Source organism: Enterobacter cloacae complex sp. P24RS, assembly GCF_014982165.1.
Taxonomy (GTDB): Bacteria; Pseudomonadota; Gammaproteobacteria; order Enterobacterales; family Enterobacteriaceae; genus Enterobacter; species Enterobacter quasihormaechei.
The window spans coordinates 117,403-135,888 of record NZ_JADCKU010000008.1; the positions used below are offsets into that span (position 1 = coordinate 117,403).

11 protein-coding genes are annotated in these 18,486 nt (G+C 56.0%); 8 read left to right on the forward strand and 3 right to left on the reverse strand.

The genetic code is table 11. From position 1 onward, the window contains the following. Nucleotides 1–102: 102 nt before the first annotated feature. Nucleotides 103–2,739, forward strand: coding sequence for a DNA topoisomerase (ATP-hydrolyzing) subunit A (gyrA, locus tag INF58_RS10880; protein ID WP_112791567.1), 2,637 nt, complete (start codon nucleotides 103–105; stop codon nucleotides 2,737–2,739). A gap of 134 nt (nucleotides 2,740–2,873) precedes the next feature. Beyond that, nucleotides 2,874–5,720, forward strand: coding sequence for a two-component system sensor histidine kinase RcsC (gene rcsC, locus INF58_RS10885; RefSeq protein WP_193527669.1), 2,847 nt, complete (start codon nucleotides 2,874–2,876; stop codon nucleotides 5,718–5,720). Between the two features lie 84 nt (nucleotides 5,721–5,804). Here the strand turns inward: rcsC and rcsB are convergent, their stop codons facing one another. Beyond that, entirely contained in the window at nucleotides 5,805–6,455 is a 651-nt protein-coding gene (gene rcsB / locus INF58_RS10890) for a response regulator transcription factor RcsB (RefSeq protein WP_003859405.1), read from the reverse strand. A gap of 16 nt (nucleotides 6,456–6,471) precedes the next feature. Beyond that, on the reverse strand, nucleotides 6,472–9,144 hold the full coding sequence (gene rcsD / locus INF58_RS10895; RefSeq protein ID WP_063450357.1) for a phosphotransferase RcsD: 2,673 nt from the start codon (nucleotides 9,142–9,144) through the stop codon (nucleotides 6,472–6,474). Between the two features lie 743 nt (nucleotides 9,145–9,887). Here rcsD and INF58_RS10900 point away from each other — a divergent pair. The 6 genes from INF58_RS10900 to mgtE all read left to right on the forward strand — a co-directional run bounded on the left by INF58_RS10900 (nucleotide 9,888) and on the right by mgtE (nucleotide 17,226). Further along, nucleotides 9,888–10,979 (forward strand): porin OmpC, encoded by a 1,092-nt coding sequence (locus INF58_RS10900; protein WP_063450356.1) that lies wholly within the window; start codon nucleotides 9,888–9,890, stop codon nucleotides 10,977–10,979. Between the two features lie 114 nt (nucleotides 10,980–11,093). Continuing rightward, nucleotides 11,094–12,149: an FAD:protein FMN transferase ApbE gene (gene apbE / locus INF58_RS10905; RefSeq protein WP_193527670.1), complete on the forward strand. Its 1,056-nt coding sequence runs from the start codon at nucleotides 11,094–11,096 to the stop codon at nucleotides 12,147–12,149. Nucleotides 12,150–12,221: 72 nt separating this feature from the next. Beyond that, on the forward strand, nucleotides 12,222–13,280 hold the full coding sequence (gene ada, locus INF58_RS10910; protein WP_112791563.1) for a bifunctional DNA-binding transcriptional regulator/O6-methylguanine-DNA methyltransferase Ada: 1,059 nt from the start codon (nucleotides 12,222–12,224) through the stop codon (nucleotides 13,278–13,280). After that, nucleotides 13,280–13,930, forward strand: coding sequence for a DNA oxidative demethylase AlkB (gene alkB, locus INF58_RS10915; protein WP_193527671.1), 651 nt, complete (start codon nucleotides 13,280–13,282; stop codon nucleotides 13,928–13,930). The genes ada and alkB overlap by 1 nt, the downstream gene beginning before the upstream one ends. Before the next feature lie 76 nt (nucleotides 13,931–14,006). Then, nucleotides 14,007–15,650, forward strand: a complete 1,644-nt coding sequence (locus INF58_RS10920) for a multidrug ABC transporter permease/ATP-binding protein (protein ID WP_193527672.1) — start codon at nucleotides 14,007–14,009, stop codon at nucleotides 15,648–15,650. Nucleotides 15,651–15,789: 139 nt separating this feature from the next. Then, on the forward strand, nucleotides 15,790–17,226 hold the full coding sequence (gene mgtE / locus INF58_RS10925; RefSeq protein WP_063450351.1) for a magnesium transporter: 1,437 nt from the start codon (nucleotides 15,790–15,792) through the stop codon (nucleotides 17,224–17,226). Here the strand turns inward: mgtE and INF58_RS10930 are convergent. Then, nucleotides 17,189–18,430 (reverse strand): SulP family inorganic anion transporter, encoded by a 1,242-nt coding sequence (locus INF58_RS10930; protein WP_131636564.1) that lies wholly within the window; start codon nucleotides 18,428–18,430, stop codon nucleotides 17,189–17,191. The genes mgtE and INF58_RS10930 overlap by 38 nt on opposite strands. Nucleotides 18,431–18,486: the final 56 nt, after the last annotated feature.

Consider the following 18,486-nt stretch of genomic DNA (forward strand, 5'->3'; position numbering starts at 1 on the left):
GCAATCCCTGTGAATAAAGCGTATAGGTTTACCTGTATCACCGCGGCTGTGTTATAATTTGCGACCTTTGAATCCGGGATACAGTAGAGGGATAGCGGTTAGATGAGCGACCTTGCGAGAGAAATTACACCGGTTAACATCGAGGAAGAGCTGAAAAGCTCCTATCTGGACTATGCGATGTCGGTCATTGTTGGCCGTGCGCTGCCGGACGTCCGCGATGGCCTGAAGCCGGTACACCGTCGCGTACTATACGCCATGAACGTATTGGGCAATGACTGGAATAAAGCCTACAAAAAATCTGCCCGTGTCGTTGGTGACGTAATCGGTAAATACCATCCCCATGGTGATTCCGCGGTGTACGACACCATTGTCCGTATGGCGCAGCCGTTCTCGCTGCGTTACATGCTGGTAGATGGTCAGGGTAACTTTGGTTCTATCGACGGCGACTCCGCCGCGGCAATGCGTTATACGGAAATCCGTCTGGCGAAGATTGCCCATGAGCTGATGGCCGACCTGGAAAAAGAGACGGTTGATTTCGTTGATAACTACGACGGCACGGAAAAAATTCCTGACGTTATGCCAACGAAGATCCCAAACCTGCTGGTGAACGGTTCGTCCGGTATCGCCGTCGGTATGGCAACCAACATTCCGCCGCACAACATCACGGAAGTGATCAACGGCTGCCTGGCCTACATCGACGATGAAGACATCAGCATTGAAGGGCTGATGGAGCACATCCCGGGCCCGGACTTCCCGACGGCGGCGATCATCAACGGTCGTCGCGGTATTGAAGAAGCGTACCGCACCGGTCGCGGCAAGATTTACATCCGTGCCCGCGCCGAAGTGGAAGCGGACGCCAAAACCGGCCGTGAAACCATCATTGTTCACGAGATCCCGTATCAGGTGAACAAAGCGCGTCTGATTGAAAAAATCGCCGAGCTGGTAAAAGAAAAACGCGTTGAAGGCATCAGCGCGCTGCGTGACGAGTCTGACAAAGACGGTATGCGCATCGTGATTGAAATCAAGCGCGACGCGGTGGGTGAAGTTGTGCTGAACAACCTTTACTCCCAGACTCAGCTTCAGGTCTCCTTCGGTATCAACATGGTTGCGCTGCACCACGGTCAGCCGAAGATCATGAACCTGAAAGAGATCCTGAGCGCGTTCGTGCGTCACCGCCGTGAAGTGGTGACTCGCCGTACCATCTTTGAACTGCGCAAAGCGCGCGATCGTGCTCATATCCTTGAAGCACTGGCCGTTGCGCTGGCGAACATCGACCCGATCATCGAACTGATCCGCCGTGCGCCAACCCCGGCAGAAGCGAAAGCCTCGCTGGTTGCGCGTCCATGGGATCTGGGCAACGTGGCGGCGATGCTGGAACGTGCCGGCGACGACGCCGCGCGTCCTGAGTGGCTGGAACCGGAATTCGGCGTGCGTGACGGTCAGTACTACCTGACTGAACAGCAGGCCCAGGCGATTCTGGATCTGCGTTTGCAGAAACTGACCGGCCTTGAGCATGAAAAACTGCTCGACGAGTACAAAGAGCTGCTGGAGCAGATTGCCGAGCTGCTGCATATCCTGGGCAGCGCAGAGCGCCTGATGGAAGTGATCCGCGAAGAGCTGGAGCTGGTTCGCGATCAGTTCGGCGACGAGCGTCGTACCGAAATCACGGCCAACAGCTCTGATATCAACATTGAAGATCTGATCAACCGCGAAGACGTGGTAGTGACCCTGTCTCACCAGGGCTACGTGAAGTATCAGCCGTTGACCGACTACGAAGCACAGCGTCGTGGCGGTAAAGGCAAATCTGCGGCACGTATTAAAGAAGAAGACTTCATTGACCGTCTGCTGGTGGCTAACACCCACGACACGATCCTCTGCTTCTCCAGCCGGGGCCGTCTGTACTGGATGAAGGTCTATCAGCTGCCGGAAGCGAGCCGTGGCGCGCGGGGACGTCCAATCGTCAACCTGCTGCCGCTGGAAGCGAACGAACGTATCACCGCCATCCTGCCGGTACGCGAGTACGAAGAGGGCGTGAACGTCTTTATGGCGACCGCGAGCGGTACCGTGAAGAAAACCGCACTGACCGAGTTCAGCCGTCCACGTTCCGCCGGGATTATCGCGGTGAACCTGAACGAAGGCGACGAACTGATTGGCGTGGATCTGACGTCCGGTTCTGATGAAGTGATGCTCTTCTCTGCGGCCGGTAAAGTGGTGCGCTTCAAAGAGAACGCCGTTCGCGCCATGGGCCGTACGGCGACCGGCGTGCGTGGTATCAAGCTGGCGGGTGAAGACACCGTTGTTTCCCTGATCGTTCCTCGTGGCGAAGGCGCAATCCTGACCGTCACCCAGAACGGTTACGGTAAGCGTACGGCGGAAAGCGAATACCCGACCAAATCACGTGGCACGCAGGGCGTTATCTCCATCAAGGTCACCGAGCGCAACGGTTCCGTTGTGGGCGCGGTGCAGGTGGACGACGCGGACCAGATCATGATGATCACCGATGCCGGTACGCTGGTGCGTACGCGCGTGTCTGAGATCAGCGTGGTGGGTCGTAACACCCAGGGCGTTATCCTCATCCGTACTGCGGAAGATGAAAACGTCGTCGGTCTGCAACGCGTTGCTGAGCCGGTGGATGACGAAGAGCTCGACTCTATCGATGGCAGCGTCGCGGAAGGGGATGACGAAATCGTCCCGGAAGCGGACACCGATGATGACGCAGCGGATGACGCTGACGAGTAACGTCTCCTGACGCATAAAGGGCCGGTTTCCGGCCCTTTTGTTTTGCGTAAGCAGACAAGTGAACGTTGCGACAAGCCGCGTTTACCGCTACCTTAACCACATTCTTTTTTCCCCGATGGCGGAGCCTCGCCCCTTTGAAATACCTCGTTTCCTTTCGTACCACGCTAAAAGTCTCTCGCTATCTGTTTCGGGCGCTTGCGCTGCTGCTCTGGTTGCTGGTGGCGCTGCTCTCGGTGTTTTACATCGTTAACGCGCTGCACCAGAAAGAAGCGGAGATCCGTCAGGAGTTTAACTTAAGCTCGGATCAGGCCCAGCGCTATATCCAGCGCACGTCTGATGTGATGAAAGAGCTTAAATATATTGCCGAAAATCGACTGACGGCAGAGAACGGCATTCTGGCCCTTCGTGGACGAGATGAAAAAACCGAAGTACCTGATTTCGAACCGCTCTTCCCGGACTCCGATTGTTCAGCCATGGGCAAAGCCTGGCGTGGCTCGCTGGAGTCGCTTTCATGGTTTATGCGCTACTGGCGCGATAACTTCTCCGCCGCCTACGATCTGAACCGCGTCTACCTGATTGGCAACGAAAACCTCTGCATAGCGGATTTCGGCCTGCGGGATATGCCCGTCGAACGCGAAGACGCGCTGAAAAGCCTGCACGAGCGCATCGTGAAATACCGTAATGCGCCTCAGGAGGAGCGTGGAAACAACATCTTCTGGATAAGCCAGGGGTCGCGCATGGGCGTCGGCTATTTCTATGCCCTGACTCCGGTTTATCTCGGTAACCGCCTGCAAGCGCTGCTGGGGATTGAACAAACCATCCGCATGGAAAACTTCTTCACGCCGGGCAGCCTGCCGATGGGGGTGACCATTCTGGATGAAAACGCCCACCCGCTCATTTCCCTTGCCGGGCCTGAAAACCGCCTGAAGGTGGAGCCCAGCTGGATGCAGGAGCGGTCATGGTTTGGCTATACCTCCGGTTTCCGCGAGCTGGTGCTGAAAAAAAGTTTGCCGCCGTCGTCGCTGAGCATCGTTTACTCGCTGCCGGTGGACAAGGTGCTGGAGCGCATTCGCATCCTGATCCTTAACGCCATTTTGTTGAACATCGCGGTAGGCGTAGCGCTGTTTATGCTGGCGAGAATGTATGAGCGGCGGATCTTTATTCCGGCGGAAGCGGATGCGCAGCGTCTGGAAGAGCACGAGCAGTTTAACCGTAAGATTGTCGCCTCGGCGCCAGTGGGGATCTGTATCCTGCGTACTCAGGACGGGACGAATATCCTCAGTAACGAGCTTGCCCATAACTACCTGAACATGCTCACGCATGAAGACCGCCAGCGGTTAACGCAGATCATCTGCGGTCAGCAGGTTAACTTTGTGGACGTGCTGACCAGTACCCACACCAACCTGCAAATCAGCTTCGTCCATTCGCGCTACCGCAATGAAAACGTGGCGATTTGCGTGCTGGTGGATGTTTCTGCGCGCGTGAAGATGGAAGAGTCATTGCAGGATATGGCGCAGGCGGCGGAACAGGCCAGTCAGTCCAAGTCGATGTTCCTCGCGACCGTTAGCCATGAGCTGCGTACGCCGCTGTACGGCATTATCGGTAACCTCGATCTGCTCCAGACCAAGGAGCTGCCGAAAGGGGTCGACCGGCTGGTGACGGCCATGAACAACTCCTCCAGCCTGCTGCTGAAAATCATCAGCGATATTCTCGACTTCTCTAAAATTGAGTCTGAGCAGCTGAAAATAGAACCGCGTGAGTTCTCCCCGCGCGAGGTGATGAACCATATCAGCGCCAACTATCTGCCGCTGGTGGTGCGCAAGCAGCTGGGGCTGTACTGCTTTATCGAGCCGGATGTGCCGCTGACGCTGCATGGCGATCCGATGCGTCTGCAACAGGTCATTTCGAACCTGCTGAGCAACGCCATCAAATTCACCGATATCGGCTGTATTGTGCTGCATGTCTGTCGGGCAGGGGAGTACCTGACCATTCGCGTGCGCGACACGGGGGTCGGCATCCCGGCGAAAGAGGTTGTTCGCCTGTTCGATCCGTTCTTCCAGGTGGGAACGGGCGTACAGCGCAACTTCCAGGGGACCGGGCTGGGCCTGGCGATCTGTGAGAAGCTGATCAGCATGATGGACGGGGATATCTCCGTCGATACCGAGCCGGGTATGGGCAGCCAGTTCACCATCCGTATTCCGCTCTATTCGGCACACTATCCGGCGAAAGCCACGGTCGACGGACTGAGCGATAAGCACTGCTGGCTGGCGGTGCACAACGCCTCCTTACACGATTTCCTGACCTCGATGCTGACCAGCAGCGGCGTGCGGGTCTCACGCTATGAAGGCCAGACGCCGGACGCGGATGACATGCTGATCACCGACGTTGAGCCAGACCAGGCGTGGGCGGGACGCGGGGTGGTGATGTTCTGCCGCCGCCATATCGGTATTCCGATTGAGCGTTCGCCTGGGCTGTGGGTGCACAGCGTGGCGACACCGCACGAGCTGTTGGGCCTGCTGGCGCGCATTTACAGCGTACAGCTTGAGGACAGCGATGGCGCGACCGCGCTGGCCTCTCCTGATGAGCTGGCGTCGGTGAACGACGACATGATGATTCTGGTTGTCGACGATCATCCGATTAACCGTCGTCTGCTCGCAGACCAGCTTGGCTCTCTGGGCTATCAGTGTAAAACGGCCAATGATGGCGTGGATGCCCTGAACGTTTTAAGTAAGAACCATATTGATATTGTGCTCAGCGATGTGAACATGCCTAACATGGACGGCTACCGTCTGACACAGCGTATCCGACAGCTGGGGCTGACGCTACCGGTGGTCGGGGTGACAGCCAACGCCCTGGCAGAGGAGAAACAGCGCTGTCTGGAGTCCGGGATGGACAGCTGTCTGTCGAAGCCGGTCACGCTGGATGTCCTGAAGCAGACCCTATCCGTGTATGCGGAGCGGGTAAGAAAAGCGAGACAATAAAAAAGGCCCGAAAGGGCCTTTTTTATTTCTCCGGCGGCTGTAGGCCGGGTAAGCGCGAGCGCCACCCGGCGTAAACAGCGAAGATCAATCTTTGTCCGTTGCGCTCAGCGTTACGGAAGAGAGATAGTTCAGCAGGGCGATATCGTTATCCACACCCAGCTTCATCATCGCGGATTTTTTCTGGCTACTGATGGTTTTAATACTGCGGTTCAGCTTCTTGGCAATTTCAGTGACCAGGAAACCTTCAGCGAACAGACGCAGAACCTCACTCTCTTTTGGCGAAAGACGCTTGTCGCCATAGCCACCCGCGCTGATTTTTTCGAGCAGGCGTGAGACGCTTTCAGGGGTGAATTTCTTCCCTTTCTGTAGCGCCGCCAGCGCTTTTGGCAGATCGGTAGGTGCGCCTTGTTTCAGTACAATCCCTTCAATATCGAGATCCAGAACGGCGCTCAGGATCGCCGGGTTATTGTTCATGGTCAGAACAATGATCGAAATGTCCGGGAAGTGGCGTTTAATGTATTTGATGAGCGTAATGCCGTCACCGTATTTATCTCCAGGCATGGAGAGATCGGTAATGAGCACGTGCGCATCAAGTTTAGGCAGGTTGTTAATGAGAGCTGTGGAATCTTCAAATTCACCGACTACATTCACCCACTCGATCTGTTCAAGTGATTTGCGAATACCGAACAGTACAATCGGATGGTCATCGGCAATAATTACGTTCATATTGTTCATGTATAAGGCTACCTTGCTACAGCAAGCTCTTGACGTAAGCGTCAATGTCGCTGATGTATTTTTCAATGCCAGAGGCATCTTTCTCACGAATTAGATGTTCCAGCGTTTCACATAACTGCTTGCCGGGAACCAGATTAAGCATGGCAAACACCCCTTTAAGCCGGTGTGCTGTCTGTGCCAGCGCTGCAAAATCCTGCGCAGCGGACTCAGTATACAACCGCTTAACATCATCTGGTACTGTATCAACGAAGAGCGAATAATATCCGCTGGCATGGAGTTCTGCATTTTCATCGCCGCCTAACGGTGACTCCAGGATCTCTTCCTGCGCCAGATTCTCTTCAATCAGTTGTAATACAGCTTCCTGCATTGCATTGCTCATATTAAAGTTGACGCGCAGCTGCCCAGGGCCAATTTTCCGCACGCCTGGCTCATCATCGCTTAAAAGCAAGCCTGAGGCAGTAAGATTAGACGGATTATCAGTTAAAAATAGATCAAATTCTTGACTCGCGAGCCTTTCGTCCGGGGTGATGCAGGACGCGCCCCAGTTTTCTAACTGACGAACAACGATATTACGGATCTCGCTGGAGGTCACATCCACCATCACGACTACATCATCCAGCAGACGCTCTTCATCCTCTTCCTGTGGATTCGCCGCCATTTTGACGTGTAAGGAGTAGCGGGTACCGAGGGATTCGCGGGCCTTGATGTTCAGATGACCGCCCAGCTTGCGCGCCAGCTGATCGCAGAGCCAGAAGGTGAGGGCATTCGCCTTACCGTAGTGATCACGCTGCGTATCGTTCAGGAACGGGAAGTGCAGGTTATCGATTTCGCTGACGGTCACGCCTTCGCCCGTATCCAGAATGCGGAACGTCAGGCGATCGTCGGTGGATTCATCGGTGCTGACTTCCAGGGTGATCTTGCCGATCTGCGTCGTGGTGACGGCATACTGGATCAGCATCATCAGAATGCGGCGCAGGGCATCACGATCGCCGTGACGCTCGTCGTTGGCCGGTAAATGGTTGTTGATCAACAGCTGGAGTCCCTTGCGCTTGATCACCGGTAGCACTTCCGGTACCACCTCATCAATCAGATCCTGGATGGAGAAGAGCGTCGGGGTGCCCTTCCAGATGTCGTTCTCCAGCATATTCGCCAGCTGGATTTCGTCCACCAGACGAACCAGCGAGTCGGCCTGGCTGCTCAGCTGTCGGCTTTCCGGCGTGCTTAAATCAGCAATCTGCGTGGCGAGTGACTTCAGCGGTTGTTTAAAGGCATCGCCGATATTTTGCATAAACGCGGCGCGGCCGTGCTGGTTCTTTTCGTACAGCCTTTGCGCCTGCTTGAGCTTTTTATTTACCAGCACTTCGCGGTCCTGATCGCGAATGATGAAGATTTGCGTGCGCGAGGCGACCTGACTGCGGAACTGACGGATCTCATACAGTTCATTATTAATGGTGGCCTGGATAACGCCCTGATGCTGGTCCGCCATGGCCGTAATATTTTGCAGGTTAAGGTGCGGCAGAAGGTGGTCGGCAATTTTATTGCTCATGACCGTGCGGTTTGCTTCCTGATCGTGAACGAGCACCCCCAGCGGCAGCACGGAAATAATCTCTTCGTTTAAGGCACGCAGGACGCGCAGTTCGTTGCTGGTTCCTGAGGATACCGATGTCGAGTCGCTCTGGCGGCCCGACTGGAAACGGAAGGTGCTGTAGCCAAACAGCGCCAGCGCCAGCAGGCCGATATTCAGCAGCAGCGGCAGGAGAATGTTTTGCAGGGTATCAAGCATCAGGGTGCCAAAAGGCACCTGCCACACCAGCCGCATACCGGTTGAATTGAGCGATGAGGCAATCTCAATTTTTGAGCCATTGAAGGAGATCGCGACGCTGTCCGCGCCTTCTTTGTCCGACGGCGTGCGCATATTCTGGGTGCTGTTGTCTGGCTCCAGACGGAAACTGTCCAGCGGCATATCCGGCGGGATGAGATCGTTAATCGGCAGATCGAAGGCAACCACGGTCGCGAGATGGCCCGGCTGGTTAAAGGTGGTGCGCAGCGTAAAGTAATGGCCGTTCTGCCAGGCCAGGCGGCGTAGCGAAGAAAAACTTTCGCGCTCGTCCAGCGCGTTGGCCTGTTGCAACATTTCTGCCCGACGGGAATCCACAATACTGCCAACGGTGGTCTCTTTAAAGCCGGACGAGAGGTCCTTAAGCGGCAGGGTAGAGACCAGGATCATGCTGTTGTCCTGGCCGTTCAGGTAATACATGGACCACGGAACAGTCTCGGCGCCCCACAGGGTGTCCAGATAGGAGGAGATCCGCTGCGTCATCTCCAGCGTTGCGCTGTCGTGCGAACCGAAAATCAGGGCTTCAGTTTTGCGCTGCGGTTTTTCAAGGTAATAAACATCCTGCTTAAGGCGCGTTTCCTGCAACCCTTCGCCTGACGAAGTGGCAGGCGCGGCGGCAATATTGTCGTAGATTTGCCAGGTCGCATAGCGCCACGTATCAATGCGCTTATGCACCGCGTGGGTGATATCGACGATTTGATAGCTTTTATCTTTAAGCCAGGTGTTCACGGCGCTCTGGACCATCACCCCCATTGTGACTAACAGCACAACGATCAACAGAAGAAAGAAACGGGTGATGCTGCCCGGTAGAAGGGAGAATTTGCTCGGGGCGGTAGTTTCTGTCTGACTCATTGATGTGTTTAACCCGTAATGGCCGCGCGGTAATGGGATAGGGCAGTATAAAGGGTAATAACCGAATTTCCAGCGTCGTTATCGGCATGACCTTGACTTTTTATCTGTCGCAACCCGCTTCAACGACATCCGGGTAAAAGATGTACAAAACCCAGTCAAATGTACAAATACGCCGTCACAACGGCTGAAAAATAGCACGAATTAACAAGAAATTAATTGCGGCTACAAAAAAAGAATTCTGTAAACGCCAACGCTGAATTTAGTTAATAGTCGTTATCATTACAGGCGGGTAGCACATTAAATGTCTGCTGACGTAAAGAAAGGTAAAAAAAAACCGAATGCAAAGCATCCGGTTCAATTAGGGATAAACAGACATTCAGAACTGAATGACGGTAATAAATAAAGTTAATGATGATAGCGAGAGTTATTTTAGTGGTGTTGAAGGGAATTTTTTTGTCATTCAGTGCGGTACTGTTTTTTAAGTTAATTTATTGAAATTTTTACGATATATTTTTTTTTGATTATCCGTGCTATATTTTTAAACTTTTGATGCTCTGTGAAAGTTCCTTAATATTTACAAATTGAAACATCTTGATGGTAAAGTGAAACATCTTCAAAGTTTTCGTATCATATTCCTGTTGGATTATTCTGCATTTTTGAGGAGAATGAACTTGCCGACTGGTTAAGAGGGTTGACCAGTAAGCAGTGGTAAATAATAAGGCATATAACAGAGGGTTAATAAAATGAAAGTTAAAGTACTGTCCCTCCTGGTACCAGCTCTGCTGGTGGCAGGCGCAGCAAATGCGGCTGAAATTTATAACAAAGACGGCAACAAATTAGATCTGTACGGTAAAGTGGATGGCCTGCACTATTTCTCCGATGACGACGGTGCAGACGGCGACCAGACCTACATGCGTCTGGGCTTCAAAGGCGAAACTCAGGTTAACGATCAGCTGACCGGTTACGGCCAGTGGGAATACCAGATCCAGGGCAACTCTGGCGAGAACGAAAACAACTCATGGACGCGTGTAGCGTTCGCTGGTCTGAAATTCGCTGATGCGGGTTCATTCGACTACGGTCGTAACTACGGCGTTGTTTACGATGTCACTTCCTGGACCGACGTTCTGCCGGAATTCGGCGGCGACACCTACGGTTCTGACAACTTCATGCAGCAGCGCGGTAACGGCTTCGCGACCTACCGTAACCAGGACTTCTTCGGTCTGGTTGATGGTCTGAACTTTGCGTTACAGTACCAGGGTAAAAACGGCAGCCCAAGCGGTGAAGGCCAGACCAATAACGGTCGTGACGCGCTGCGTCAGAACGGTGACGGCTACGGCGGCTCTCTGACCTACGATCTGGGCGAAGGCTTCGCACTCGGTACGGCTGTCACCAGCTCTAAACGTACTGATGACCAGAACGCGCCAAACTACTTCGGTAACGGCGATCGTGCTGAGACCTACACCGGCGGTCTGAAATACGACGCGAACAACATCTACCTGGCTGCACAGTATTCTCAGACCTACAACGCGACCCGCGTTGGCGATCAGGGCTGGGCTAACAAAGCACAGAACTTCGAAGTGGTTGCTCAGTATCAGTTCGACTTCGGTCTGCGTCCATCCGTGGCTTACCTGCAATCTAAAGGTAAGGACATCGAAGGCTATGGCGATCAGGATATCCTGAAGTATGTTGACGTAGGCGCGACTTACTACTTCAACAAAAACATGTCCACCTATGTTGATTACAAAATCAACCTGCTGGATGAAAACGACTTCACTCGCCGCACCAGTATCAGCACCGACGATATCGTAGCGCTGGGTCTGGTTTACCAGTTCTAATTGCTCATACTGCAACAAAGGGGCCATCAGGCCCCTTTTTTCATGCTTTTTTAGGGTCTTACAAATACGCTGTTTTAGTGTACTCTTGCCGCCCTGGCATGAGGATAATAACCAATGGAAATGACTTTTTTGCGCGCCAGCTTTCTGGCGATTGTTTTACTCCTGACCGCGTGTGACTCTTCTACGCAGCCCGCAAAAATCGAGGCGCCAGCCGCGACGGTGCTGGAAGGGAAAACCATGGGGACCTTCTGGCGCGTCAGCGTGATGGATATTGATAAATCCCGCGCTGAAGAATTACGCGGAAAAATTCAGGCGCAGCTGGATGCTGACGATCAGCTGCTCTCGACGTATAAGAATGACTCAGCACTGATGCGTTTCAATCGCTCCAGCAGCACCTCGCTGTGGCCGGTGAGCGAAGCGATGGCCGATATCGTCACGGAATCTATGCGCGTGGGCTACAAAACCAACGGCGCAATGGATGTGACCGTGGGGCCGCTGGTCAATCTGTGGGGATTTGGGCCTGACAAACAGCCGGTGGCTACCCCCGATCAGGACGCCATCGACGACGCCCGCGCCCGTACAGGGTTACAACATCTGTCGGTGATCGGCCAGTACGGTCAACAATACCTGCAAAAGGATATTCCCGATCTGTTTGTGGATCTCTCTACGGTAGGCGAGGGGTATGCGGCGGACCATCTTGCGGCCCTGATGGCGCAGGAAGGCATTCCCCGTTACCTGGTTTCCGTAGGGGGCGCGCTCGTCAGCCGGGGTATGAACGCCAGCGGCAGGCCGTGGCGGGTGGCTATCCAGAAACCAACCGACCAGCAGAACGCGGTGCAGGCGATTGTCGACATCAACGGGCACGGTATCAGCACCTCCGGCAGCTACCGCAACTATTACGAACTGGACGGCAAACGTATTTCGCACGTTATCGATCCGCAAACCGGACGCCCCATTACCCACAATCTGGTGTCCGTTACGGTGATAGCCCCAACCGCGCTGGAAGCGGACGCATGGGATACCGGACTGATGGTGCTCGGCACGGAGAAAGCCAAAGAGGTGGTGCGCCAGGAAGGGCTGGCCGTCTATATGATCACCAAAGAGGCTGACGGGTTTAAAACCTGGAGTTCACCGCAGTTCAACAGCTTCCTGGTAAGCGAGAAAAATTAAAAAGCAAGGTTGCGGGTTTTTGTTCGGTGGCGTTCAGGCAGGCTAAGCGTATGCTTGTAAGAGGAGCCGATGATGAAAAACACAACCTATCTCACCGATGAGGATCGCTGGCAGGCCGTTCTGGCCCGCGATCCTCATGCGGATAACCAGTTTGTTTTTGCCGTGCAGACGACCGGCATTTATTGCCGCCCGTCCTGCCGTGCCCGCCACGCGCTGCGTAAAAATGTCTGCTTCTATCCTGATGCTCACCAGGCCGGGCTGGCGGGCTTCCGTCCCTGTAAACGCTGTTTGCCAGACCAGGACGATCCTATGGCGCAGAAAAAGGCCCGTATTGCGCTGGCCTGCCGGCTGCTTGAGCAGGATGCCGCGCTGAACCTTGACGCGCTGGCGCAGCAGGTTGCCATGAGCCCGTTCCATTTCCACCGCTTGTTTAAATCCGTTACCGGCATGACGCCGAAAGCCTGGCAGCAGGCCGCGCGCGAACAACGCCTGCGCAGCACGCTGGCGCAGGGCGGTAAAATCACCGATGCCGTTCTGGCCGCCGGGTTCCCGGACAGCAGCAGCTACTACCGTAAAGCCGATGGCGCGCTGGGCATGACGGCCAGACAGTACCGCAACGGGGATGCCGCAGTCCGCTATGCCATCAGCGACTGCTCGCTGGGCCGCTGTCTGGTGGGGGAAAGCGAGCGCGGGATCTGCGCGATACTGCTGGGGGATGACGACGCCGCGCTGACGGCCGAGCTGCTTTCACTGTTTCCGCTTGCCGTCCGTGAACCGATGGAAGGCGCGTTTGCCGGGCGGATCCGTCAGGTGATTGCCTCTGTCGACAGCCGCGCGACGCCCCTGACGCTGCCGCTGGATATCCGCGGTACCGCCTTCCAGCAGCAGGTCTGGCAGGCGCTACGGGCTATCCCCTGCGGTGAGACGGCAAGCTATCAGCAGGTGGCAAAGGCCATTGGCAAACCCAACGCCGTGCGCGCCGTGGCGGGGGCCTGCGGCGCCAATAAACTGGCGATTGTGATCCCCTGTCACCGCGTGGTGCGTAACGACGGTGCGCTCTCGGGCTATCGCTGGGGGGCAGCGCGTAAGGTACTATTATTAAAACGTGAGGCGAATAAACAGGAGGGATAATGCTCGATCTTTTTGCGGAGGCTGAACCCTGGCAGGAGCCGCTCGCGCCGGGGGCGACGATCCTGAGACGCTTCGCGCTTTCCCGCGCGGCGGCGCTGTTCGACGGTATTGATGCCGTCACCGCCCGTTCGCCGTTTCGCCATATGGTCACGCCGGGCGGGTATACCATGTCCGTGGCGATGACCAACTGTGGCGAACTGGGATGGGCGACAAATGCGCGGGGCTATTTATATGCGCCGAACGATCCGCTGACAGGGCAGCCGTGGCCGCCAATGCCGGAGGCGTTTCAGGCGCTGTGCCATGATGCCGCCGTCGCGGCCGGCTATCCTGATTTTCGACCCGACGCCTGTCTTATCAACCGCTATGCCATCGGGGCAAAACTCTCCCTGCATCAGGATAAGGACGAGCCGGATCTGCGCGCGCCGATTGTCTCGGTATCCCTTGGGCTGCCCGCTGTCTTTCAGTTTGGCGGGCTGCGGCGCAACGACCCGCTAAAACGGCTGATGCTGGAGCATGGCGATGTGGTGGTCTGGGGCGGTGAGTCACGGCTTTTTTACCATGGTATTCAGCCGCTTAAAAATGGCGAACACCCGGTGGCGGGGGCGTTTCGCTACAACCTTACGTTCCGGCAGGCAGCGTACAGAGAATAAAAATAAGAATTATTCTTGATGTGTGTGAAAGGCAGTTTACACTGCTGGCTGATTTTTCTTGTCCGGATTGCTCTGCATGCAACTACTTCTTCTTGTCTGGCGGCAGTACCGCTGGCCTTTCATCGCGGTAATGGCGCTAAGCCTTGCCAGCGCGGCGCTGGGGATTGGCCTGATTGCCTTCATTAACGTGCGTTTGATCGAAATGGTCGACACGTCACTCTCCGTCCTGCCGGAATTTCTGGGATTACTGCTGCTGCTGATGGCGGTCACGCTCGGATCGCAGCTGGCGCTGACCGCGCTCGGCCACCATTTCGTTTTCCGTCTGCGCAGTGAGTTCATCAAACGTATTCTCGACACCCAGGTTGAGCGCATCGAACAGCTGGGAAGCGCCTCTCTGCTGGCGGGGCTGACCAGCGACGTGCGCGCCATTACCATCGCGTTTGTACGTCTGCCGGAGCTGGTGCAGGGGATCATCCTGACCTTTGGCTCGGCGGCCTATCTCGCCTGGCTCTCCAGCAAAATGCTGGCCGTGACGGCGCTGTGGATTGCCATCACCATCTGGGGCGGGTTCCTGCTGGTCTCCCGTGTCTATAAGCACATGGCGGTGCTGCGCGAAACGGAAGACAAGCTCTATAACGACTACCAGACGGTGCTGGAAGGGCGCAAAGAGCTGACGCTGAACCGCGAGCGCGCCGAGCACATCTTCAACAACCTCTATATTCCTGACGCGCACGAATATCGTCATCATATTATTCGCGCCGATACGTTCCACCTGAGCGCCGTGAACTGGTCCAACATTATGATGCTGGGCGCCATTGGCCTGGTGTTCTGGATGGCGAATAGCCTGGGGTGGGCGGATACCAACGTGGCGGCCACGTACTCCCTGACGCTGCTGTTTTTACGCACGCCGCTGCTGTCGGCCGTTGGCGCACTGCCGACGCTGCTGAGCGCTCAGGTCGCCTTTAACAAGCTGAAGAAGCTCGACCTTGCGCCGTTTAAGGCCGAGTTCCCGCGTCCGCAGGCCTTCCCGAACTGGCAAACGCTTGAGCTGCGTAACGTTACCTTCCGCTATCAGGAGAGCGCGTTCTCCGTGGGGCCGATAAACCTGACCCTTCACCGTGGCGAGCTGCTGTTCCTCATCGGCGGCAACGGCAGCGGCAAATCCACTCTGGCGATGCTGTTGACGGGGCTCTATCAGCCGCAGTCGGGTGAAATTTTGCTGGATGGCAACGCGCTGAGCGCGGAGAAACCGGAGGACTACCGCAAGCTCTTCTCGGCGGTATTTACCGACGTCTGGCTGTTCGATCAGCTGCTGGGTCCGGAAGGGCAGCAGGCGGATCCCGCGCTGGTGGAGAAGTGGCTTGCGCACCTGCAAATGTCACACAAGCTGGAGCTCCAGGATGGCAAAATCCTCAATCTCAGGCTGTCGAAAGGGCAGAAGAAACGCGTGGCGCTGCTGCTGGCGCTGGCCGAGGAGCGCGACATCATCCTGCTGGACGAGTGGGCCGCCGATCAGGACCCGCACTTCCGCCGCGAGTTTTATCAGGTGCTGCTGCCGCTGATGCAGGCGATGGGGAAAACCATTTTTGCCATCAGCCATGACGATCACTACTTCATTCACGCCGACCGTCTGCTGGAGATGCGCGACGGCAAGCTGAGCGAGCTGACCGGTGACGAGCGCGATGCTGCGTCACGGGATGCGGTGGCGCGTACGGCCTGAGTGCGATTGTGCCGGGTGCGCCCGGCACGTTAATTTTTCATATATGCCGATTTTTTCTCCATCCCGACACGCCGTTTATTCTTATTTACATATCCCCGCGCTATGCTTAAAGCCAACCTATTTCATGGATTTATGATTAATGTCGTTATTAAAGAAAAACAGCGCAAGGCAGCGTGACCAGGAGCGTGCGCGCCTCATCTGGCTCCTGACGACCGATAAAGCGGTGACGTCAACGTTATTGGGTAAGCTGACCCTGGCTGAGCAATATGATGTCGGCACGCTGGCCGACGATATTGCTGAGGTAGGTGCGCTGGTAGCACATTTACCGCCCCCGGATCTGGCGGATACGCTGGAGGCGCTGCCTTCCGAGGAGCGCCACGCCCTGTGGCGGCTGGTGCAGGATCATGAGCGCGGTCAGGTGCTGCTTGAAGCGTCGGAAAACGTCTGGGATGACCTTATCGATGAGATGAGCGACCGGGACATTCTTGACGCTCTGCAAACGCTGGATATCGACGAGCAGATCTACCTTGTACAGCACCTTCCGCGAAACCTGACCGGTCGCCTGCTGGCTTCCCTGCCTGCTGAGGAGCGGGCGCGCGTGCGTCAGGTGATGCACTACGAGAAAAACAGCGTCGGCGCAATCATGGAGTTTGGCGTTATCACCGTGCGTCCGGACGTCACCCTGGGCACGGTGCAGCGCTACCTTCGTCGGCTCGGCAGCATGCCGGACAACACCGACAAACTGTTTGTCACCTCGCGGGACAAAACCCTGCTCGGCGAGCTGGAGCTTAAAACGATCCTGCTGAACAGCACCCAGCAGCGGGTGAGTGAGGTGATGGAAACCGAGCCGATGGTGTTCTCGCCGGAAGACGATGCCGAAAAAGCGGCGCGTACCTTCGAACGTGATGACCTGGTGAGCGCCGCGGTGGTGGATTCCGTGGGCAAACTGATGGGGCGTCTGACCATCGATGAGATCGTTGATGTGGTCTATGAAGAGACCGATAACGACCTGCGAGCCCTTGGTGGGATCAGTGCCGAAGATGACGTTCACGCCTCCGTCGGCAAGGCCGTCAAAACGCGCTGGGCGTGGCTTGCCATCAATTTATGCACCGCGTTTGTGGCCTCCCGCGTCATCGACGGCTTCGAACATACCATTTCCCAGCTGGTAGCCCTGGCTTCTCTGATGCCTATTGTGGCGGGGATCGGGGGGAATACCGGTAACCAGACTATCACCATGATCGTTCGTGCCCTGGCGCTGGAAAATATTCAGCCGGGTAATTTTTCGTGGCTGATCTTCAGGGAGATGGGCGTTGCGCTGATTAACGGCCTGGTCTGGGGCGGCATCATGGGCGGCATCACCTGGTGGCTGTACGATGATATGGCGCTCGGCGGGGTCATGATGCTGGCGATGGTGCTGAACCTGCTGGTGGCGGCGATGATGGGCGTGATTATCCCGCTGACGATGACCCGTCTGGGGCGCGACCCCGCTGTGGGGTCGAGCGTGATGATCACCGCCATTACCGATACCGGCGGTTTCTTTATTTTTCTTGGACTGGCGACGATTTTTCTTCTGTAGCCAGCGCCTTTTGCTTCAGTCGGGCAGGGAGGATGAACATCATCACGATCCCGCCCAGCACGCCAATCGCCAGGTTACCGGTGGAAACCGTTGCTACAACCGTCACCAGCATCACGACGGTTTCCGCCACCGGCGCGTTTTTCAGCGTTCCGGGCTGAACGCTATGCCAGCTAAAGGTCTTGACGGCCACAATTGCCATAATACCCGCCAGTACCGCCATCGGGATTTTAGCCATTACCTCGCTGAGCGCCGTGACCAGTACCAGCAGCACAACGCCTGCCGCAAGGGTGGAGATACGGCTTCTGCCTTTGCCCATCTCCACGTTAACGATGGTTTGCCCAATCATCGCGCAGCCCGCAATGCCGCCGTAGAACCCGGCCATGATATTTCCTACGCCCAGCCCGATGCTCTCGCGGCGCTTGCTTGAAGGGGTCACGGTCAGTTCATCCACCAGCTTAGCCGTCAGTAGCGATTCCAGCAGGCCAACGAAGGCGATACTCAGCGCGCACGGCCAGATGATGCTCAGCGTCTCCAGGTTAAGCGGCACCAGCAGTTGCGTAAAGCCAGGCAAACCGCCGCTCATGGAGCCTTCATCACCCACCGTTGGCAGAATTTGTCCGCTGGTGACGGTAAACAGCGTCAGCACCACAATGGCAATCAGCGGGGAGGGGACGCTTTTGATATAGCGTGGCACCCACAGCACAATCAGCAGCGTCAGCACGAACAGGCCCACAATCAGCGGGCTTCGGCTCCAGAAATGGGGAACCTGGGCAAAGAAAATCAAAATGCCAAGGGCGTTAACAAACCCGGTCATCACCGACTGGGGAATAAAGCGCATCAGCCGCGCCATACCCAGCGCGCCGAACAGGATCTGAATCACGCCCGCCATGACTACCGCAGGCAGAATGTACTGTACGCCGTGTTGATGAACCATCGGACCAATAACCAGCGCGACGGAGCCCGCCGCCGCGGTCACCATGGCCGGACGCCCGCCGAGCAGGGAAAGGGCAAAACAGAGCACCACGGAGGCGATAAGGCTCACTTTCGGGTCCACGCCCGCAACCACGGAAAACGAAATCACTTCCGGGATCAGCGCCAGCGCGGTAATCACGCCGGCCAGGGTTTCGCGCATCAGACGTTGAGGCGAACGTAAAACGGTGGCGACGTGGCCTTCGTGGGGTACAGACGAGTGGGGTAATGACATAAGAATTCGCTAGTAGGGGCAGGCTTCCGTGCGCGCGATCACAAAGTGCAGCATAA